The organism is Bradyrhizobium sp. USDA 3650 (genome assembly GCF_054057395.1).
In genome coordinates, this window is sequence record NZ_JBSRZG010000001.1 from 6,237,721 (window position 1) to 6,257,469 (window position 19,749).

Sequence of the window (19,749 nt, forward strand, 5' to 3'; positions counted from 1 at the left end):
TGGGGCAATGACAGGCAAAAATCAAGCAAGACTTCCGTCGACTTTCCGTTCGCTCTGGACCGCAATGCAGCATTGCTGCCGGTTTTGTGGTCACACCGAGACCAGGGTCTCCACCGCACGCCGCGCGCCATCCTTGTAGAGTCGGCCGAGCGCCGCGGTCACGGCCTCGCGCAGGCGCGGCTCCGCGCCTAGCGGCCCGAACACTTTTGCGACGCCGAGCAGCGCGGGCGCCAATCGTTCGGCGATGGGACCTGCCTCGCGCGCCAAATCGGCGAACTCGGCGGCGAGCGGATCGCGCACGTCGATGGTGCGGCCCTTCTCGTCGAGGCCGGTGACGTAGCGCATCCAGCCGGCCACCGCGAGCGCATGCGTTGCGATCGGCAGGTTCCTGGCGAGACGATCCTGGATCGCGCCGAGCAGGCGCTGCGGCAACTTTTGCGAGCCGTCCATCGCGATCTGCCAGGTGCGGTGATGCAGTGCCGGATTGGCGAAGCGCTTGAGCAGCGAGGCGCGATAGGCGGCGAGATCGGTGCCTGCGGGCATCGTCAGCGTCACCGCGGCCTCTTCCATCACCTGCGCGGCGAGGCGCGCGAAATGCGGATCCTGCATGGTGTCGGCGATGGTCTCGTAGCCGGCGAGATAGCCGAGATAGGCCAGCGCCGAATGGCTAGCGTTGAGCAGCCGCAGCTTCATCAGCTCGAACGGCTTGACGTCGTTCACCAGTTCGACGCCGGCGGCGGCAAGGTCGGGCCGGCCTGCCGTAAAGCGATCCTCGACCACCCATTGCGTGAACGGCTCGGTCATGACCGGCCATGCGTCGCCCAAACCGAGCGCTGATGAAACCGCATCGCGGTCACCATCCGTCGTCTCCGGCACGATGCGGTCGACCATGGTCGAGGGGAAGGCCGCCGTATCCGCGATCCACTTGCCGAGATCCTTCGAGCGCAGCGCGGCGAATTGCGTCACGATCCGCTGCACGGTGTGGCCGTTGGCGGCGAGATTGTCGCAGCTCAGCACGGTGAAGGGCGGGGCGCCCAGGGCCCGCCGGCGCGCCAGCGCGGCCACGATGAAGCCGGGAGCCGAGCGCGGCGCGTCGAAATTGTTGAGGTCGTGCACGACATCAAGATGGCGCTCGTCGAGATCGCCGGTCTGCGGCGTGTGGCAATAGCCCTTTTCGGTGACGGTGAGTGAGACGATGCGAATGGCGGGATCGGCCATTCGCTCGACCAGTCGTGCCGGGCTTTCGCGCGCGACCACGCTGTCGAGCAGCGCACCGATGATGCGGTGTTCGGTGCCTTCGGCTGCACGGACGGCAACCGTATAGAGATGATCCTGCGGGGCGAGGGCGTCGCGTGTGTCAGGGCTGCGCAAGCTCGCGCCGACGATGCCCCACGAGGTGGCGCCGGCGGCAAGGCAATCGTCGATGACGACGGCCTGGTGGGCGCGATGAAACGCGCCAAGGCCGAGATGCACGATGCCGGAGGTGACGCGCGAACGGTCGTAGGCCGGGCGGCGGATACCGGGTGGCAGCCCGTCGAGATTGGCGCGGCCAAGGCGCGTTGGATCAAGGCGCATGGTCGTCTCTCCCCTTGTTTGGCCGCTGCTTGACATGGCGCCTGTCCTCGGTCAATGCTGCGGTCAATTGGTAAGACCAATTTTCCAAAATTGGCGGGCCGCGGGCGCGAGAGCTGCCGGCATGACCCTTTCGGGAGGACCAGCGTGCCGCTGGAAGCTGTGGAGGCGAGACGGCTTTATCGCCAGGTCGCCGATCAATTGCGAAGCCTGATCGACAGCGGCGAGTACGCGGTCGGCAGCCGCTTGCCGACCGAGCGCGAGCTCGCCGAGCAGCTCAAGATTTCCAGGCCGACGGTGCGCGAAGCCCTGATCGCGCTCGAAGTCGAGGGCCGCCTCCGTATCCGCGTCGGTTCCGGCATCTATGTGATCGAGCCCGCGGGGGTTGCGGCGACCGCGCCTGCTTCCGTCATCGAGGGCCCGTTCGAGCTGCTGCGCGCCCGCGAGTTCCTGGAAAGTGCCATCGCTGAAGAAGCCGCGCGCGTGGCGACGAAGGACGACGTTGCCCGCATCGATGCGTCCCTTGTCGCGATGGAGAATGTAGAGCACCCCGGCGAAGCCTCGATGGTCCACGACCGCGCCTTCCATGTCGCGATCGCCGGAAGCCTCGGCAATGCCGTTCTGGTCCGTGTGGTCGGCGAGTTGTTCGACCAGCGCCTCAATCCCTATTTCGCGCAGCTTGCGCATTATTTCGAGAGCCCGGGTACGTGGCGCACCGCGCTCGATGAGCATCGCGCGGTGCGCGACGCCATCGCCGCACACGATCCCGAAGCGGCTCGCGACGCGATGCGCGATCATCTCGCACGATCCCAGGAGCGCTTTGCGCAGAACTTCGGCGCCGAGAAAGCGGCAGCACCGTCTTCCGTGCGCACCGGGCGATCGACGGCAAAGCCGTCAAAACCGGAACGTGCGCCGAAGAAGAAGCGAGCTGCGAGCAGCAGCGCGCGACAGCAATGACATTGTGCAGCCCGCACCCGCGTTGGGGGCGGGCTGACAAGAAGCAGATTTAAAAGAAGCAGACTTGAAAAATGGAGGAAAGTCAGTGTTGAAAAAGATGACAATGGTGCTGGCGGTCTCGGCCGCGGCGATGATTGCTACGACTGGCGCCGGCATGGCGCAGACCAAGCTCAAATGGGCCCATGTCTACGAGACCTCGGAGCCGTTCCACACGGCGTCGGTCTGGGCAGCGCAGGAGATCGGCAAGCGCACCAACGGGCGCTATGCGATCGATGTCTATCCGGCCTCGCAGCTCGGCAAGGAGGCCGACATCAACCAGGGCCTCTCGCTCGGCTCGGTCGACATCATCATCTCCGGCTCGAGCTTCGCGGCCAAGAGCTTTCCGCCGATCGGCGTGACCTATTATCCCTACACCTTCCGCGATGCGGATCATCTGCTCGCCTACACCAAGAGCGACATCTTCAAGGAGCTCACCAAGGGTTATGAGGACAAGAGCGGCCACCACATCCTCGCGGTGACCTATTACGGCGTGCGTCAGACCTCGTCGAACAAGCCGATCAAGACCTGTGCCGACCTCAAGGGCCTGAAGATGCGCGTGCCCGACGTTCCCGCCTATCTGGCGATGCCGCGCGCCTGCGGCGCCAACACCGCGCCGATCGCGTTCGCCGAAGTCTATCTGGCGCTCCAGAACGGCACCGTCGAGGCGCAGGAGAACCCGCTGACCACGATCGAGGCCAAGAAGTTCTACGAGGTGCAGAAGCATATCGTGCTGACCGGCCACATCGTCGACCATCTCAACACGGTGGTGGCCGGTGCGCTCTGGAAGAAACTCAGCGACGAGGACAAGAAGATCTTCACCGACGTCGCGCAGGAGGCCGCCGCCAAGGCGACCGGGGAGATCAAGCAGAACGAGGCCAAGCTGGTCGCCTTCTTCAAGGAGAAGGGCCTGACCGTCACCGAGGTCGACAAGAACGAGTTCCGCGACACCGTGCTGAAGAACGTCGCATTCGAGACCTTCGGCTACCGCAAGGCCGACTGGGAACGCATTCAGGCGGTGAAGTGACGACGTAGTCGTCATCCCGGGCGGTCCGCAGGACCGAACCTCAGGTGCGCAATTGCGCACCTGAGAATCTCGAGGTTCCGCGTTTGGTGCTGACGCACCATCCCGGAACGACGTGACCAGTTTGAGGAGCAACCCATGTCCACCGCCGAAACGCACCGGCAGATCAGCGCGGACGAGATCGCCCACACCTTCGAGGAGGAGGCGGCGCCGAAGGTCGATCTCGGCATCTACGCTTTCGAGGACTGGGTCGCGCTGGCGATCTTCTGGGTGATGGCGCTCGCCGTCTTCCTCCAGTTCTTCACCCGCTACGTGCTCAACGACAGCTACGCCTGGACCGAGGAGATCGCGACCTACTGCCTGATCGGGGTGGTCTTCATCGGCTCCTCGATGTGCGTGCGGCTGTCGCGGCACATCCAGGTCGATCTGCTCTATCGCTATCTGCCGCACCTCGTGGCGCGCGTATTGTCGACGGTGATCGACCTGATCCGGATCGCCTTCTTCGGCTACGCCATCAAGCTGGTCTGGGTCTACATCCAGATCATCGGCGACGAATCCATGACCACGATCAATCTTCCCAAGGACTACGTCTATTACGCCGTGCTGCTCGGCTTCGTGCTGATGTTCGTGCGCTCGCTGCAGGTGGCTGTGCAACATTTGCGACAGGGCTATTCGATCCTCGAGCGTCCCGGCGCCTACGACGGTTTTGAAGGGTAATCCCATGTTGCTGTTGCTTGGAGGCTTTCTCGTCCTGATGCTGCTCGGCGTTCCCGTGGCGATCGCCATGGCCGCGTCGTCGCTGCTCTACATCCTGGTCAGCGGGGTGACGCCCGACGTCACGCTGGCGCAGCGCATGATCGCCGGCGTCGAGAGCTTTCCGCTGCTCGCCGTGCCGTTCTTCATCCTGGCCGGCAATCTCATGAACATCGCCGGCGTCACCGGCCGCATCTACAAATTCGCCGTCGCGCTGGTCGGCTGAGATGCGCGGCGGCCTCGGCCACGTCAACATCATCGGCTCGGTGATCTTCTCCGGCATGTCCGGCACCGCGATCGCGGATGCCGCCGGTCTCGGTACCATCGAGATCAAGGCGATGAAGGACCACGGTTACACCACGGAATTCTCCGTCGGCGTCACCGCGGCCTCCGCCACGCTCGGCCCGATCATCCCGCCGTCGTTGCCTTTCGTGATTTACGGGATGATGGCGAACGTCTCGATCGGCGCGTTGTTTCTGGGGGGCGTCATTCCAGGCGTCGTGCTCACGCTGCTCATGATGGCTACCGTCACCTACTTCGCGCACAAGAACAAATGGGGCAGCGATACGCCGTTCTCCTGGCCGCAATTGGGATCGGCGGGGCTCGAGATCCTCGTCGTGCTGAGCTTCCCGATGGCTGTCTGGCTTCTGACGGTCGCCGGTCTCTCCACCAATTGGGCGGTTGGGCTTGGCCTAATCGTGCTGCTCGCGATGGACTGGTACTTCGACTTCTCCGCGGTGATGGCGCTGATGGCGCCGGTGATCCTGATCGGCGGCATGACGCTCGGCTGGTTCACCCCGACGGAAGCGGCGGTCGCCGCCGTGATCTGGTCGCTGTTCCTCGGCCTGGTACGCTACCGCACCATGACGATGAAAACGGTCGCGAAGGCGACTTTCGACACCATCGAGACCACGGCGTCGGTGCTGTTCATCGTCACGGCAGCCTCGATCTTCGCCTGGCTGCTGACTGTGTCGCAGGCAGCCCAGATGCTGTCGGACTGGATGCTCAGCATCACCCACAACAAATGGGTGTTCCTGGCGCTCGCCAACGTCCTGATCCTGTTCGTCGGCTGTTTCATCGACACTACGGCGGCGATCACCATTCTGGTGCCGATCCTGTTGCCGATTGTGCTCAAGCTCGGCATCGACCCGATCCATTTCGGTCTGATCATGACGCTGAATTTGATGATCGGCCTGCTGCATCCGCCGCTCGGCATGGTCTTGTTCGTGCTCGCGCGCGTCGCAAAACTCTCGGTCGAGCGCACGACGGTGGCGATCCTGCCCTGGCTGGTGCCGCTGATGCTCGCATTGATCGCGATCACCTACATCCCCGAACTGACCCTCTGGCTGCCGAAATACATGGGACTTTCCAAATGACATCCACAGCTCTCGCCGCAACCCTGTTCGGCCCCGAAGATCTGCGCATGGTCGAGCATCCGCTCGACAAGCTCGCTGAAGGCATGGTGCGCCTCCGTTTCGGCGCCGGCGGCATCTGCGGCTCGGACATGCATTATTTTCGTCATGCCCGGACCGGCGATTTCGTGGTGAAATCGCCGCTGGTGCTCGGCCATGAGATCTCCGGCGAGGTCGTGGAGATCGCGGGCTCCGCAGCGAACCTGAAGCTCGGCGACCGTGTCGCCGTCAACCCGTCGCGCTGGTGCGGCCATTGCGTCGCTTGCCGCGAAGGCCGGCAAAACCTCTGCGAGAACATCTACTTCATGGGTTCGGCCTCGAAGACCCCACACATGCAGGGCGGCTTCGCCAATTACTTCGACGCGATTCCGGCGCAGTGCGTGAAGATCCCCGATCATGTGTCCTATCAGGCCGCGGCGCTGGCCGAGCCGCTCGCGGTCTGCCTGCACGCGGTCGCGCGTGCCGGCAACATCGAAGGCAAGCGCGGCATCATTTTCGGTGCCGGTCCGATCGGGCTTCTGACCATGCTCGCCGCGCGCCGCGCCGGCATGACCGACATCACGGTGGCCGACATCGCGCCGGCGCCGCTGGCCTTTGCGACCCGGCTCGGCGCCTCTCACGTCGAGAATGTCGCAGCCGGTGAGGAAGGCCTGAAGGCGCAGGCCGCGTCGCGCCCCTACGATGTCGCGTTCGAAGTCTCCGGCACGGCTGCGGGCCTTGCCAGTGCGATCGGTATCGTCAGGCGCGGCGGCGTTGTGGTGCAGATCGGCAATTTGCCGGGTGGCCAGATTCCGGTGCCCGCCAATGCGGTGATGGCCAAGGAGATCGATTTGCGCGGCTCGTTCCGGTTCGGGCTCGAATTCATGACCGCGGTGGAGCTGATCGCGGACGGCAGTGTCGACGTGCTGTCGCTGGTCACCGCCGAGCGGCCGCTGTCCACCGCGCCGGACGCGCTGCGGCTGGCGCTCGACCGCTCGCAGAGCGTCAAGGTCGTGCTGACCGCTAACTGATCCGGGAGATTTTTTATGATGCTTGAGGGATGGCGCTGGTACGGGCCGGATGATCCGGTCTCGCTCGATGATGTCAGGCAGGCCGGCGCGACGGATATCGTCTCGGCGCTGCATCAGGTGCCGATCGGCGAAGCCTGGACACGCAAGGCGGTCGACGAGCGCAAGAACTTCATCGAGAACGGCCAACCCGGCCGTTCGCAGCTGACCTGGTCGGTGGTGGAATCAATTCCGATCCCCGACGATGTCAAGCGTCTCGGGGCCAAGGCGACGCGCTCGATCGAGGCGTGGATCGCTAGCCTGGAGGCGGTCGCCGCCTCCGGCATCAAGATCATCTGCTACAACTTCATGCCCGTCGTGGATTGGTGCCGCACCGATCTGGAATGGGAGTTGCCGAACGGCGCCCGCGCCATGCGCTTCGACCAGGGTCGCTTTGCTGCGTTCGAGCTGCACATCCTGAAGCGTCCCGCCGCCGTCCAGGAATACTCACCCGAGCAGCAGGCCCGCGCGAAAAAGCTGTTCGACCAGATGAGCCAGGCCGATATCGACTATCTCGTCATGGTCATCGCCAGCGCGCTGCCGGGCTCGACCACCGAGCCGATGACCATCCCGCAATTCCGCGACCGGCTTGAAACATATCGCGACGTCACGCCAAAAATCCTGCGGCAGCATCTCGCCGAGTTTTTGGGCCGCGTCACGCCCGTCGCCGAGCAGCTCGGCGTTTCGCTGACGCTGCATCCGGACGACCCGCCGCGCCCGTTGTTCGGCCTGCCGCGCGTCGCATCCAGCGCCGATGACTATCAGGCGTTGTTCGATGCGGTGCCGTCGAAGGCGAATGGTATCTGCCTGTGCACGGGCTCGCTCGGCGTGCGCGCCGAGAACAATCTTCCGGCGATGGCCGAACGCTTCGGTCCGCGCATTGCCTTTGCGCATCTGCGCGCGACCAAGCGCGAGGCCGATGGCCTTTCCTTCTACGAGTCCGATCATCTCGACGGTGACGTCGACATGGTCGCGGTGCTGAAGGCGCTGCTGAAGGAGAACGCGCGGCGTTCGCCCGACAAGAGAATCGTGTTCCGGCCCGATCACGGCCATCGCATGCTCGACGACCTCGCGGCGACCAAGCGCACCAATCCGGGCTACACCGCGATCGGTCGCCTCCGCGGTCTCGCCGAGCTCCGTGGCGCAATCCGCGCAATCGAGCATCGGTAGAGGCCAAAACTCTATCCACACCGTCATTGCGAGCGCAGCGAAGCAATCCAGAATCTCTCCGCGGAAAGACTCTGGATTGCTTCGCTGCGCTCGCAATGACGTGGAGGGAGAGGTGCCTCACTCCAACACCTCCCGCTCGCTCAATAGCAGGCCGCCATCGCGCCGAGCTTCGGATAGCGCCGGTCGATCGCGGCGATCTCGCTTTTCATCTGCGCGGTGATCCAGTCGCGGATCTCGGCGGCGATGGGACGCATCGGCCGGTTGCGCGGTGGCAGGAATTCGCAGATGCGGCGTGTGGTGGTGAGCGTGTCGGACGCCGGCACCAGCGCGCCGGTCAGCATCCAGTGCGAGGCGACCGTCAGCCAGCCGAGCGCGATGCCCTGGCCGAGCAGGGCGGCCTGCATCACGACGGCATAGTCCGTGAAGCTCAGCGCCTTGGCCGCACCGCGGCGCCCCGTGAGAAGCGATGCGTAATCCGCGGCCCAGTCGCCCGGCGTCTCGGCGAGCCGAATGATGGTGTTGCCCTCAGCGGGATCGGTTTCGCCGAGATAGGCGGGGCTGCACATCGGCAGCATGACCTCCTTCATCACCAGCGTGCCGCCGGATGACGGCTCCTCGCGATCGCGGAAGCGCATGCCGAGGTCGACATTCTCCACCGGTCCGCGCAGCGCGCCGGAGATCAGTTGAAAGCGCAAATCGACCTGAGGGAATTGCCGCTGCAGCTTGTCGATGCGCGGCATCAGCCAATGCGTGGTGAAGGCGGAGGAGACCGACAGCGTCACCGTCTCGGTGCCCTTGCGCCGCCGTTCGATTTCCATGAGTCCGCTCTCGATGCTGCGAAAGCCTTCGAGCACGCGGCGATACAAGAGTTCGCCTTCCTCGGTGAGCACGGCGCGTCCCGCCTTGCGGTCGAACAGGCGGACGCCGAGATGGTCCTCGAACTGGCCCAGCATCCGGCTCACCGCCGGCTGTGTGACGTTCAGTTCGGCGGCCGCAGCCGTGAAGCTGCCATTGCGCGCCGCTGCGTCGAAGACGAACAGGGCGTTACTTGAGGGCAGCATCCGACGTAGCTCAGGCATAACGCCATGTTATGAGCCGGGTGAGAATTTGGCAATTGCCGAGTTTTACCAAGTCTGGTGTCATCGACATGACAGCCTAAAGACAAGGCTTGCGAGCGAAGAAGTTGGTGCGGTGCACGCTTCGACCGTAAGTGCTCAAATGTCTTGTCTATAAAGCAGGCTTATGGCGCGCAGTGAGGCACGCCATTGTAGGGACATGGCGAGGTCGATCGTTGGACAAACGAGCGGAAAGCGTCGAGATCAGATCCGCGAGCAAGGCCTATGGTGCCGTTCGCGCCCTCGACGACGTGTCCCTCAATGTCGCCGCCGGCGAGTTCGTCTCGCTGCTCGGCCCCTCCGGCTCCGGCAAGACCACGTTGCTCGGCATCCTCGGTGGCTTCATCCTGCCATCGAGCGGAACGATCCTGTTCGGCGGCCGCGACGTCACCTGGATGCCGCCGCACAAGCGCGACATCGGCGTCGTGTTCCAGAACTACGCGCTGTTCCCGCATATGAGCGTCGGCGAGAATGTCGCCTTTCCCTTGCGCGCGCGACGGCTGCCCAAGGCGGTCTGGCCGGACAAAGTGCGCGCGGCGCTTTCGATGGTCGGCCTTGCCGGCTACGAAGAGCGCGGTATCGCGCAACTCTCCGGCGGCCAGCGCCAACGCGTGGCGCTCGCACGCGCCATGATCTTCGAGCCGCGGCTGATCCTGATGGACGAACCGCTGTCCGCGCTCGACAAGCAGCTGCGCGAATCCATGCAGATCGAGCTGCGCACGCTGCACAAGCGCATCGGCGCCACCATCATCTACGTCACCCACGATCAACGCGAAGCGCTGACCATGAGCGACCGCGTCGCCGTGATGAAGGACGGCAGGCTGATCCAGATCGACGCGCCCGAGCGCCTGCACGATCATCCCGCCGATTCCTTCGTCGCGAGTTTCATCGGCGAGGCCACGATGCTTCCCGTGCGACGCGTCGATGCCTCCGGCGTTGCGCTCGGCAACGTGCTTCTGCGCAGCGCCCGCGCCATTCCCGACGGGGACGCGCTGATGCTCGCCGTGCACAGCGAAAAACTGCTGATCGACGACGGTGCGCCGGACACCGCCTGCAATCGGCTGACCGGCACGGTCACCGACATCGTCTATCAGGGCGAGAGCCTGCGCATCTTCCTGGCGCTCGCCGATGGCATCGTGCTGAGCCTGCGCCAGGCGAGCCATCACGAAGCCTACAGCCGCATCCCGCCGCTCGGCGGCAGCCTCACCGTGACCCTTCACCCCGAGGACACCATCGTGGTGCCCAGGGTGAGGGACTGAACCCAAGCCTTGTCCAACCGAGAGAAGAAGCCAAAAAATGTCGTCAGCAGCCTCGTTCAGCAATTTCAAGGTTCTCACCTTCGACGTCGTCGGCACCTTGATCGATTTCGAGACCGGCGTGCTCTCCGCGGTGCGCAGGATCTCGGGCAAGTCGCCGGCCGAGCTCAGCGACGACAAGATCTTCGAATCCTACAAGCGTGGCCGCGACAAGCACCATGAGCGTTCCAGCGAGGTGATGTTCCATGTCTATCGCTATCTCGCCAAGGAGCTCGGGCTGCAGGCAGATGACGCCTCCTGCGACGTCTTCCAACTCGCGGTGCTGCGCTGGGGACCGTTCCCGGACTCGGTCGAGGCACTCAAACGCCTGCGCACGAAATTCCGCCTGGTCGCGATGACCAACGCCGACCGCGTCGCGCTCTCCTGTTACGCGCATGCGCTCGGCAATCCCTTCGACGATACCGTTTGCGCCGACGAGACTGGCGTTGCGAAACCCGATCCGGAGTTCTTCGCGTACAACAAGGGGCGCCAGTCCGCTTTCGGCTACAAGCAGTCCGATATCCTTCACGTCGCCCAGAGCCAGTATCACGACATCGGGATCGCGCGGAAACTCGGCTACAAGGTGTGCTGGATCGAGCGCCGCCAGGGCATGGCCGGCTTCGGAGGCACACCGGCCGTGGAGACGCTGACCAAGCCGGACTTCCATTTTCCGACCTTGAAAGCGCTTGCCGATGCGGCCATCGGGCCGGCGGCGTAAGGCATGAGCGGTGGCATGACACGGGACTGGAACGCGCTGCCATCGGCCAACTCGCTGTGGGCAGCCACGGCCGAGCCCGCGCGCGAGTTTCCGGCTCTGTCAGGCGAGCACCAGGCGGATGTGGTGATCATCGGGGCGGGCTATACCGGCGTGTCCGCTGCGCACCACATCGCGAAGAGCGGCCTTTCGCCGATCGTGCTCGAGGCCAACCGCCCGGGCTGGGGCGCCAGTGGCCGCAATGGCGGCGTGATCACCGCAAAGTTCCGCCTCTCATTCCGCGAGATCGACGCCGTGCACGGCCGCGCCATGGCGCAGCGCATGTACGGGATCGCGCATGAATCCACTGATATCGTCGAGGAGCTGGTCTCCGAATTTGGCATCAGCAGCGCCGCGTTGACGCGCACCGGCCAGGTCAAGGCCGCCCACAACGACACGACCCTGAAAGCCGCGATCGACGAAGTGGCATGGATGAAGCAGGAAATGGGCGATGCGGAGGTCCGCATCCTCGACAAGGGGAAAGTGCGCGACGAGACCGGCTCCGACATCTTCGTCGGCGGCGTGCTCAATCCCGGCTCGGGCGGCATCCATCCGCTGAATTATCTGCGCGGCCTTGCCGATGGCGTGGCGCGCCGCGGTATCCCCATTTTCCAGGAATCGCCGGTCGTAAAACTTCGGCGCGACAATAGCGGCATCGTCGCCGAAACGCCGCAGGGCGCGGTGCGCGCGAAGCAGGCGATCATCGCCACCAACAGCTATTCCGACCTCACCGGCGCGACCGCGAACATGCAGCGCACGCTGATCCCGTTCCGCAGCGCCATCATCGCGACCGACGAGCTGCCGCGCAACCTCGCGGGAAGCCTGATGCCGACCGGGCGCACCTACACCGAGACCAAGCGCATGATGCGCTGGTTCCGCATGGTCGACAACCGCGTGATTTTTGGCGGCCGCGGCGCGTTCGGCAAGCAGGATTCGGAAACCGCCTTCGACGCGTTGCGCAAGGCGATGGTCGGCATCTTCCCGGATCTCGCCGACGTCCCGCTCGCCTACAAATGGTCGGGCCTGGTCGGGATGACGCTGGACTCGGTGCCGCATATCGGCCGACTCGACGACCGCACGCTGTTCTCGATGGGCTACAACGGCGCGGGCGTGGCGATGTCGAGCCTGATGGGCCGCTATCTCGCCGCCTTCGTGCGCGGCGAGACGCCAGATGTCGGGCTGCTCGACGCGCGGCGATTGAAAGCCATCCCGTTCTATCCGCTGCGCGAGCCCGCCGTGCGCATGGTCGCGGGCTGGTACCAGTTTCTCGACGCGATCGGACAGTGAGATTTACCTGGAGGAGGCGAGGATGAATACGAAACGGCTTGTTGGATTTGGCTACACGCTGGTTGGCGCGATCGCGCTCGGCGGCACCGCGGCCAGCGCCGCCGAGCAGATCACCTTCGTCTCACAAGGAGGCGCCTATCAGCAGGCGCAGACGGTGGCGATCCTCGATCCCTCCGCCAAGAAGCTCGGCATCACCGTCAACCAGGACTCCATTCCCGACGCCTGGCCCGCGATCAAGACGCAGGTCGGCAGCGGCAAGCCGATCTGGGACGTCGTGGATACTCCGACCGGCAACTGCCTGCGTGGCGGCGAGCAGGGGCTGATCGAGAAGCTCGACTTCTCGAAGATTCCGAATGGCGCCGCGATGCCGGAATCCTATCGCAGCCCCTATTCGGTTTCCTACGAGTTCTATTCCAGCGTACTGGCCTACAGCCAGAAGACCTTTCCGAAGGACGCGCCGAACAGCTGGGCCGATTTCTGGGACGTCAAGAAATTTCCCGGGCGCCGCGCACTGCGCAACCACCCGTTCGCGACGCTCGAGGCGGCGCTGATGGCCGACGGCGTCGCGCCCGACAAGCTCTATCCGCTCGACGTCGACCGCGCCTTCAAGAAGCTCGAAGAGATCAAGCCGCACATCACGGTGTGGTGGACCTCGGGCGCCCAGTCGGCGCAGCTTCTCAATGACGGCGAGGTCGACATGGAGATGGCCTGGAACGGCCGCGTCAGCGCAGTCGCGAAGGAAGGCGCCAAGGTCGCCTTCACCTACAACCAGGGGGTTTTGCAAAGCACCTCGCTCTGCATCCTCAAGGGCGCGCCGAATCTCGAGACGGCCGTCAAGTTTCTCAACGAGGCCGTCGATCCCGTGCACCAGGCCAATCTGCCGCTCCACATCGACTACGGCCCGGGCAACCCGAAGGCGTTCGAGACCAACGTGATCAAGCCCGAGCGCGCCGCGCAATTGCCGAGCGAGCCGGCCAATGCGGCCAAGCAGGCGCTGATGTCCTACGCCTGGTGGTCCTCGCCGGCGGGCGAAGCCGCCGAGAAGCGTTGGGCGTCGTTCATGCAGAAGTAAGCGAAGCGAGACCGCATTGACGAGATCCATGCCAGATACATCGCAAAGACATCGGCGCCGCGAGCATGCGCTGATGCTGGCATTGGTATCGCCGGCGCTGCTGGTGATCTTGGCTCTGATCGTGCTGCCGGTCGGCTGGCTCGCCTGGCAGTCGATCTACCATGACGGCTTCACGCTGGAGAACTATCGCCGCGTCTTCACCGAAGACATCTACTGGCGCAGCTTTGCGCTGACCTTCGAGATCAGCCTCGCGGTCACGGCAATCGCGCTGCTGCTTGGCTATCCCGTGGCCTACCTCGCCAACTCGGTGCCGAAAGGATGGAGCATTCTCATCCTGTCGCTGGTCGTGCTGCCGTTCTGGACCAGTGTGCTGGTGCGGGCGTATGCCTGGCTGGCGCTGCTCCAGCGCACCGGCGTGATCAACCAGCTTTTGCGCTATCTCGACGTGACGAGCGAACCGCTCGCGCTGGTGCACAACACCTTCGGCACCGTGGTTGCGACGGTCCACATCCTCCTGCCGTTCATGGTGCTGCCGCTCTATGCCACTATGCAGAAGATCCCGAGCGATCTCATGCAGGCCGGCGCCAGCCTGGGGGCGAGCCCGTCGCTCACCTTCGTCCGCGTCTTTCTGCCGCTGTCGCTGCCGGGCGTGCTCGCAGGCTGCACCATGGTGTTCGTGCTCTGCCTCGGCTTCTACATCACGCCGGAGCTGCTCGGCGGCGGCCGCACGGTGATGGTGTCGATGCTCGTGAGCCGCAATGTCGAGCTCTACAACCAGTTCGGGGCTGCGAGCGCAGTCGCCGTCGTGCTGCTCTTAAGCGTGCTCGCGATCTTCTTCGCCGTCAGCCGCTTCATCTCGCTCGATCGCATATTGGGGCAGAAATGACACGATTGTCGCCCGCCCGGATTGCCCTCTATGTGATCAGCGCGCTGGTGCTGGTCTACCTAATCCTGCCGGTGCTGATCATCGCGCCGATCTCCTTCTCCAGCGCGCGCTTCCTGACCTTCCCGCCGCCGTCGTTCTCGCTGCGCTGGTATCAGCAGTATTTCTCCAACGCGGCCTGGATGCAGGCGACGCGGGTGACGCTGACGGTCGCTCTCCTGACCGTGGTGATCGCGACGCCGCTCGGCGTTGCCGCCGCCTACGCCATCAGCCAGTCGAAGCTGCGGATCATGCGGCTGATCCACATGCTGCTGCTGTTGCCGCTGGTGGTGCCGATTATCATCACCGCCGTGGGCATCTTCTTCCTCTATGCCAAAGTCGGCCTGGTCGCGACGCTGCCGGGCCTGGTGCTGGCGAACGTCATGTTGGGCCTGCCATACGTCATCATCTCGGTGCTGGCGGGCCTGCAAAGCTTCGATCCGGCGCAGGAGATGGTCGCGCGTAGCCTCGGCATGAACCGCCTGCGCAGCTTCTTCGCGGTGACCTTGCCGCAGATCAAGTCCAGCGTCGTCGCAGGTGGAATCTTCGCCTTCATTTCGGCGATGGACGAGACCATCGTCGCGCTCTTCATCTCCGGCGGCCAGTATCAGCCCCTGACCAAGCGCATGTTCACCGCGCTCCGCGACGAGATCGACCCGACCATCGCCGCCATCTCGACGCTGATGACCGCGGCCTCGTTCATGCTGGTGCTGTTGGCGAGCGCGCGGCAGCGTAAAGGGGCATGACGGCAAGGGGGCCTGCTTCCCGGCCGACGTCCGAGAGAGGCATGGCTGCCGCCGCCATTTGCCGGAGAGGCATGACGAGGCCGTAATGCCGGGCAGCGGTTTCGGCCTTGCACCTTGTTTCCGGCTGTCCTACGCCAGCCCGGAACAAAAGTTTCGCGAAGCTGCGAAACGCATCGCCAAAGCCTTGAGGGAGCCGTCATGACCATTCGCAACACCCGCACCGGGGGCCAGATCCTGGTCGATCAGCTGGTCGCGCAAGGCGTCGAGCGCGTCACCTGCGTGCCGGGCGAGAGCTACCTTGCGGCGCTCGACGCGCTGCATGACAGCCCGATCGACGTCATGATCTGCCGCGCCGAAGGGGGAGCTGCGATGATGGCGGAGGCCTATGGCAAGCTCACCGGGCGTCCCGGTATCTGCTTCGTCACCCGCGGCCCCGGAGCCACCAATGCCAGCCACGGCGTCCACATCGCGATGCAGGATTCCACGCCGATGATCCTGTTCGTCGGTCAGGTCGACACCGGCATGCGCGAGCGCGAGGCGTTCCAGGAGCTCGACTACAAGGCGGTGTTCGGCACCATGGCGAAATGGGCGGTCGAGATCGATCGTCCCGACCGCATTCCGGAGCTGGTCGCGCGCGCCTTCCGCGTCGCCATGCAGGGCCGTCCCGGTCCCGTCGTGATCTCGCTGCCCGAGAACATGCTGACCGAGACCGCAGCCGTTGCGGACGCCATGCGGATCGAGCCGGCGGTGAGCTGGCCGGCGCCTGCCGATATCGAGCGCGTTGGCGCCATGCTTGCGAGCGCCAAGGCGCCGCTCGTCATTCTCGGCGGCTCGCGCTGGACCGATGAGGCGACCAGGAGCATCGCGCGCTTTGCCGAGCGCTTCAACCTGCCGGTTGCGACCTCGTTCCGCCGCGCGTCGCTGATCGACGCCGATCACTCGCACTATGCCGGCGATCTCGGCATCGGCCCGAGCCCAGGCCTGAAGGCGCGCATCGACGGTGCCGATGTCATTCTGCTGATCGGCGGCCGTATGTCGGAGATGCCGTCCTCATCCTACACGCTGCTCGACATTCCGACCCCGCGGCAGAAGTTGATCCACGTTCATCCCGGCTCCGAAGAGCTCGGCCTCATCTATCAGCCTGAGGTCGCGATCCAGGCCACGCCCGCCGCGTTCGCGGCCGCGGTCGAGACGCTGAAGCCGGCAGGCGCCGTCGCCTGGAAGGGCGAAGCCGCCAAGGCGCATGCCGATTACCTCGCCTGGACCGACAAGGCGCGCGAGCTGCCGGGCACGTTCCAGTACGGCCAGGCGATGACCTGGCTGCGCGATCGCCTGCCCAAGGACGCGATCGTCTGCAACGGCGCCGGCAATTATGCCGGCTGGATCCATCGCCATCACCGCTTCCACAGCTTTGCCTCGCAGCTTGCTCCGACGTCGGGCTCGATGGGCTATGGCGTGCCGGCCGCGGTGCTCGCGAAGCGGCAATATCCGGACCGTACCGTCATCGCCTTCGCCGGCGACGGCTGCTTCCTGATGAACGGCCAGGAGTTCGCGACTGCCGTGCAGTACGACGCAGCCCTCGTCGTCATCATCGTCGACAATGCGCAATACGGTACCATCCGCATGCACCAGGAGCGCGACTATCCCGGTCGCGTGGTCGGCACCCAGCTCAAGAACCCGGATTTCGCGATGTACGCAAAAGCGTTCGGCGGCCACGGCGAGCGCGTCGAGCGCACCGAAGAGTTCGCACCGGCGTTCGAACGTGCGCTCGCCTCGGGCAAGCCGTCGATCCTCCACTGCATCATCGATCCGCGGGCGATGTCGGTCAGTAAGGACTTTGCCCCTGCGGTGAAGGCCTAAAGCGATGTCGGAGGGCCGCCACGTCGCCATCATCGGTGCCGGCGCGGTCGGCGTGATCAGCGCCATCGAGGCGCTGCGCGAGGGCCATCGCGTCACGCTGATCGATCCGGGCGAGCCCGGTGGCGAACAGGCGGCGAGCTACGGCAATGCCGGCTGGCTCTCCTCGCATTCGGTGATCCCGCCGGCCGAGCCCGGGGTCTGGAAGAAGGTGCCGGGTTATCTGATGGATCCGCTCGGACCGCTCGCGATCCGCTGGTCTTATCTGCCGAAGGTGCTGCCCTGGTTGATCAAATATCTGCTCTCGGGCTGGACCGAGGCGCGGGTCGAGACGACGGCATTTGCGCTGCGCGACCTTCTGAAGGACGCGCCACTGCTGCACAGGAAGCTCGCGGAGGAGGCGGGCGTTCCTGAATTGATCGAGCGTAACGGCGTGATGCATGTCTTCCCGTCGCGCGGCAATTTCGACAATGATCTCGGCTGGCGCGTGCGCAAACGCGTTGGTGTCGAATGGCTGGAGCTTTCGGCCGACGAGATGCGTCAGCGCGAGCCCGACTTGCATCCGCGCTACACGTTCGGCGTGGTGGTGGAAGAGGCCGGGCGCTGCCGCGACCCCGGAGCCTATGTCGCGGCCCTCGCGCAACATGCGCTGGCAAGCGGCGCCAAGCTTGTGCGCGCCAAGGCAATCGGGCTGAAGCTATCTGACAACAAGCTCGTGGCTGTCCTGACCGAGACCGGTGAGATTGCGTGCGATGCCGCGGTGATTGCCGCCGGCGCGCATTCGAAGCGGCTCACGGAATCCGTCGGTGATCCGCTGCCGCTGGAGACCGAGCGCGGCTATCACGTCATGATCGAGAATCCGGAAACGGGCCCGCGCAGCTCGATGATGGCCTCGGATGCGAAGATGGTGGTGAACTGGACCGACAAGGGTTTGCGCGCCGCCGGAACGGTCGAGATCGCAGGCCTCGAGGCCGCGCCGAACTGGAAGCGCGCCGAGATTTTGCGCAACCACCTTGTCAGCATGTTTCCGAAACTGCCGACGGACATTCCGGCTTCGCGTATCAAGACCTGGTTCGGCCATCGTCCCAGCATGCCGGACGGACGTCCCTGCATCGGCTACGCGCGGGCCTCGCGCGACATCGTCTATGCCTTCGGCCACGGCCATATCGGCCTGGTCGGTTCGGCCCGCACCGGCCGTCTCGTCGCCCAGCTTCTGAGCGGCAAGCCGCCGGAAATTCCGCTCGCACCGTTTTCGCCCGATCGTTTTCTCTGAGATCGCATCATGACCACTCCAGCCAAATCGTCATCCCGAATCGCTCGCGGCGGCAAGGCCATCTATGGAGCGCCGCTCGGCATCTTGATGCTGGAGGCGCGCTTTCCCCGCATTCCCGGCGACATGGGCAACGGCACCACCTGGCCTTTCCCCGTGCTCTATCGCGTGGTGAGCGGTGCCTCGCCGGAGAAGGTGGTGCTCAAGGGTGCGGCCGGTCTACTGCCTGATTTCATCGACGCGGCGAAGGATCTGGTGCGGCTCGGGGCCGAAGCCATCACCCACCAATTGCGGCTTCCTCTCGCTGTTCCAGAAGGAGATTGCAGCCGCGGTCGGCGTTCCCGTCGCGACCTCGTCACTGATGCAGGTGCCGTGGGTGCAGGCGACCTTGCCGCCGGGCAAGCGCGTCGGCCTCGTCACGGTGTCCGGTTCGACCTTGACGCCGGCCCATCTCGCAGGTGCCGGCGTGCCGCTCGATACGCCGCTGGTCGGCACCGAGCACGGCAAGGAATTCTTCCGCGTCCTGATCAAGGCCGAGAAGGAGGACATGGACATCGCGCAAGCCGAACGTGACGTCGTCGAGGCCGGCAAGGAGCTGGTCGCCAGCAACCCGGATGTCGGCGCGATCGTGCTGGAATGCACCAACATGCCGCCTTATGCAGCGGCGCTTCAGGCCGAGGTCGGATTGCCCGTCTATGACATCTATTCCATGATTACGTGGTTTCATGCCGGACTGCGCCCGCGTCAGTTCGGCTAGAGGTCGAGAAGTTGTCTATGGGCGCAGCTATGCGCATCGTGCGCAGTCCGCAGCGGAAGAGGCAGCTATACAATCCCTCGATACCTGATCGCGCCAGACGGTCAGAGCTTTCGGGCCTGAACATCGCTAGAGTGCTGCTCGAAATCCACGGAGACAAGCGGTGCACAGCCTTCAATCCAATCCCGACACGCGCGCAGACGATTGGCCGTCAGAGCTCTACCGCATCCTGAAAGCCGCCGACGTGCGGCAGATGTCCTACGTCCCCGATGCCGGCCACAGCCAGCTCATCCGTCTGTTCTCGGCCGACCGCGACGTCACCACCAACGTGCTGACGACGGAAGAGGAGGGCATCGCCGTTGCCGCCGGCGCCTGGCTCGGCGGCCAGCGCAGTGTGCTCTTGATGCAGTCGAGCGGTGTCGGCAATTGCATCAACATGCTGTCGCTGTCGGCGATCGGACGATTTCCACTGCTGATGCTGGTGACGATGCGCGGCGAATGGGCCGAGTTCAATCCCTGGCAGGTGCCGATGAGCCGAGCGACGCAGCCCTCGCTGGAGGCGATCGGCCTGAAGGTGATGCGCGCGGAAACGGCGGAGGATCTGGTCGAGACCGTGGAATCGGCCGCAGCGCTCGCCTACGATTCCGATCAACAGATCGCGGTGCTGATCGGACAGCGCTTGATCGGCAAGAAGAAGTGGTGATCCC

General features: G+C 64.7%; 16 protein-coding genes and 2 pseudogenes. 16 read left to right on the top strand and 2 right to left on the bottom strand.

Annotation, left to right across the window (positions count from 1 at the left end; all coding sequences use genetic code 11):
- Positions 1–90: 90 nt before the first annotated feature.
- On the bottom strand, positions 91–1,575 hold the full coding sequence (locus ACVIN2_RS29320) for a mannitol dehydrogenase family protein (RefSeq protein WP_456768240.1): 1,485 nt from the start codon (positions 1,573–1,575) through the stop codon (positions 91–93).
- Between the two features lie 144 nt (positions 1,576–1,719).
- Here ACVIN2_RS29320 and ACVIN2_RS29325 point away from each other — a divergent pair, with 144 nt between their 5' ends.
- The 6 genes and pseudogenes from ACVIN2_RS29325 to uxuA all read left to right on the top strand — a co-directional run bounded on the left by ACVIN2_RS29325 (position 1,720) and on the right by uxuA (position 7,970).
- A complete protein-coding gene (locus ACVIN2_RS29325; RefSeq protein ID WP_456768241.1) occupies positions 1,720–2,529 on the top strand; it encodes a FadR/GntR family transcriptional regulator in 810 nt (269 codons plus the stop codon).
- Between the two features lie 103 nt (positions 2,530–2,632).
- The gene (locus ACVIN2_RS29330; protein WP_456769826.1) at positions 2,633–3,592 is read left to right on the top strand and encodes a sialic acid TRAP transporter substrate-binding protein SiaP; all 960 of its coding nucleotides are present in this window, start codon (positions 2,633–2,635) and stop codon (positions 3,590–3,592) included.
- A gap of 135 nt (positions 3,593–3,727) precedes the next feature.
- A complete protein-coding gene (locus tag ACVIN2_RS29335) occupies positions 3,728–4,306 on the top strand; it encodes a TRAP transporter small permease (protein WP_456768242.1) in 579 nt (192 codons plus the stop codon).
- A gap of 4 nt (positions 4,307–4,310) precedes the next feature.
- Positions 4,311–5,718: pseudogene (locus ACVIN2_RS29340) on the top strand (TRAP transporter large permease).
- A complete protein-coding gene (locus ACVIN2_RS29345; protein ID WP_456768243.1) occupies positions 5,715–6,764 on the top strand; it encodes an L-idonate 5-dehydrogenase in 1,050 nt (349 codons plus the stop codon). The pseudogene ACVIN2_RS29340 and the gene ACVIN2_RS29345 overlap by 4 nt, the downstream one beginning before the upstream one ends.
- A 15-nt stretch (positions 6,765–6,779) precedes the next feature.
- Positions 6,780–7,970 carry a mannonate dehydratase gene (gene uxuA / locus ACVIN2_RS29350; RefSeq protein WP_456768244.1) on the top strand — a complete coding sequence of 397 codons (1,191 nt, stop codon included), beginning with the start codon at positions 6,780–6,782 and terminating at the stop codon, positions 7,968–7,970.
- Between the two features lie 140 nt (positions 7,971–8,110).
- On the opposite strand, the gene ACVIN2_RS29355 is transcribed toward uxuA, so the two are convergent.
- Positions 8,111–9,049: a LysR family transcriptional regulator gene (locus ACVIN2_RS29355; protein WP_456768245.1), complete on the bottom strand. Its 939-nt coding sequence runs from the start codon at positions 9,047–9,049 to the stop codon at positions 8,111–8,113.
- Positions 9,050–9,261: 212 nt separating this feature from the next.
- On the opposite strand from ACVIN2_RS29355, the gene ACVIN2_RS29360 reads away from it, so the two are divergent.
- The 10 genes and pseudogenes from ACVIN2_RS29360 (at position 9,262) to ACVIN2_RS29405 (ending at position 19,745) form a co-directional block, all read left to right on the top strand.
- Positions 9,262–10,344: an ABC transporter ATP-binding protein gene (locus ACVIN2_RS29360; RefSeq protein WP_456768246.1), complete on the top strand. Its 1,083-nt coding sequence runs from the start codon at positions 9,262–9,264 to the stop codon at positions 10,342–10,344.
- A 37-nt stretch (positions 10,345–10,381) separates the two neighbouring features.
- Positions 10,382–11,098: an HAD family hydrolase gene (locus ACVIN2_RS29365; RefSeq protein WP_018454007.1), complete on the top strand. Its 717-nt coding sequence runs from the start codon at positions 10,382–10,384 to the stop codon at positions 11,096–11,098.
- Positions 11,099–11,113: 15 nt separating this feature from the next.
- Positions 11,114–12,421 (top strand): NAD(P)/FAD-dependent oxidoreductase, encoded by a 1,308-nt coding sequence (locus tag ACVIN2_RS29370; protein ID WP_456768247.1) that lies wholly within the window; start codon positions 11,114–11,116, stop codon positions 12,419–12,421.
- Positions 12,422–12,443: 22 nt separating this feature from the next.
- The gene (locus ACVIN2_RS29375) at positions 12,444–13,493 is read left to right on the top strand and encodes an ABC transporter substrate-binding protein (protein ID WP_456768248.1); all 1,050 of its coding nucleotides are present in this window, start codon (positions 12,444–12,446) and stop codon (positions 13,491–13,493) included.
- 73 nt (positions 13,494–13,566) lie between these two features.
- On the top strand, positions 13,567–14,379 hold the full coding sequence (locus tag ACVIN2_RS29380; protein WP_456768249.1) for an ABC transporter permease: 813 nt from the start codon (positions 13,567–13,569) through the stop codon (positions 14,377–14,379).
- Positions 14,376–15,161 (top strand): ABC transporter permease, encoded by a 786-nt coding sequence (locus ACVIN2_RS29385; RefSeq protein WP_456768250.1) that lies wholly within the window; start codon positions 14,376–14,378, stop codon positions 15,159–15,161. The genes ACVIN2_RS29380 and ACVIN2_RS29385 overlap by 4 nt, the downstream gene beginning before the upstream one ends.
- A 198-nt stretch (positions 15,162–15,359) precedes the next feature.
- On the top strand, positions 15,360–17,021 hold the full coding sequence (locus ACVIN2_RS29390) for a thiamine pyrophosphate-binding protein (RefSeq protein WP_456768251.1): 1,662 nt from the start codon (positions 15,360–15,362) through the stop codon (positions 17,019–17,021).
- Between the two features lie 4 nt (positions 17,022–17,025).
- The gene (locus ACVIN2_RS29395; RefSeq protein WP_456768252.1) at positions 17,026–18,291 is read left to right on the top strand and encodes an NAD(P)/FAD-dependent oxidoreductase; all 1,266 of its coding nucleotides are present in this window, start codon (positions 17,026–17,028) and stop codon (positions 18,289–18,291) included.
- A gap of 9 nt (positions 18,292–18,300) precedes the next feature.
- Positions 18,301–19,045, top strand: a pseudogene (locus ACVIN2_RS29400) (aspartate/glutamate racemase family protein).
- 160 nt (positions 19,046–19,205) lie between these two features.
- Positions 19,206–19,745 (top strand): phosphonopyruvate decarboxylase, encoded by a 540-nt coding sequence (locus ACVIN2_RS29405; RefSeq protein ID WP_456768253.1) that lies wholly within the window; start codon positions 19,206–19,208, stop codon positions 19,743–19,745.
- The last annotated feature ends 4 nt before the right edge of the window (positions 19,746–19,749 follow it).

Coding starts and splice junctions, on each gene's coding strand:
- ACVIN2_RS29355 (WP_456768245.1), bottom strand. CDS start 9,049: ATGCCTGAGCTACGTCGGATGCTGCCCTCAAGTAACGCCCTGTTCGTC.
- ACVIN2_RS29345 (WP_456768243.1), top strand. CDS start 5,715: ATGACATCCACAGCTCTCGCCGCAACCCTGTTCGGCCCCGAAGATCTG.
- ACVIN2_RS29395 (WP_456768252.1), top strand. CDS start 17,026: ATGTCGGAGGGCCGCCACGTCGCCATCATCGGTGCCGGCGCGGTCGGC.
- ACVIN2_RS29335 (WP_456768242.1), top strand. CDS start 3,728: ATGTCCACCGCCGAAACGCACCGGCAGATCAGCGCGGACGAGATCGCC.
- ACVIN2_RS29320 (WP_456768240.1), bottom strand. CDS start 1,575: ATGCGCCTTGATCCAACGCGCCTTGGCCGCGCCAATCTCGACGGGCTG.
- ACVIN2_RS29385 (WP_456768250.1), top strand. CDS start 14,376: ATGACACGATTGTCGCCCGCCCGGATTGCCCTCTATGTGATCAGCGCG.
- ACVIN2_RS29370 (WP_456768247.1), top strand. CDS start 11,114: ATGACACGGGACTGGAACGCGCTGCCATCGGCCAACTCGCTGTGGGCA.
- ACVIN2_RS29380 (WP_456768249.1), top strand. CDS start 13,567: ATGCTGGCATTGGTATCGCCGGCGCTGCTGGTGATCTTGGCTCTGATC.
- uxuA (WP_456768244.1), top strand. CDS start 6,780: ATGATGCTTGAGGGATGGCGCTGGTACGGGCCGGATGATCCGGTCTCG.
- ACVIN2_RS29330 (WP_456769826.1), top strand. CDS start 2,633: ATGGTGCTGGCGGTCTCGGCCGCGGCGATGATTGCTACGACTGGCGCC.
- ACVIN2_RS29365 (WP_018454007.1), top strand. CDS start 10,382: ATGTCGTCAGCAGCCTCGTTCAGCAATTTCAAGGTTCTCACCTTCGAC.
- ACVIN2_RS29390 (WP_456768251.1), top strand. CDS start 15,360: ATGACCATTCGCAACACCCGCACCGGGGGCCAGATCCTGGTCGATCAG.
- ACVIN2_RS29375 (WP_456768248.1), top strand. CDS start 12,444: ATGAATACGAAACGGCTTGTTGGATTTGGCTACACGCTGGTTGGCGCG.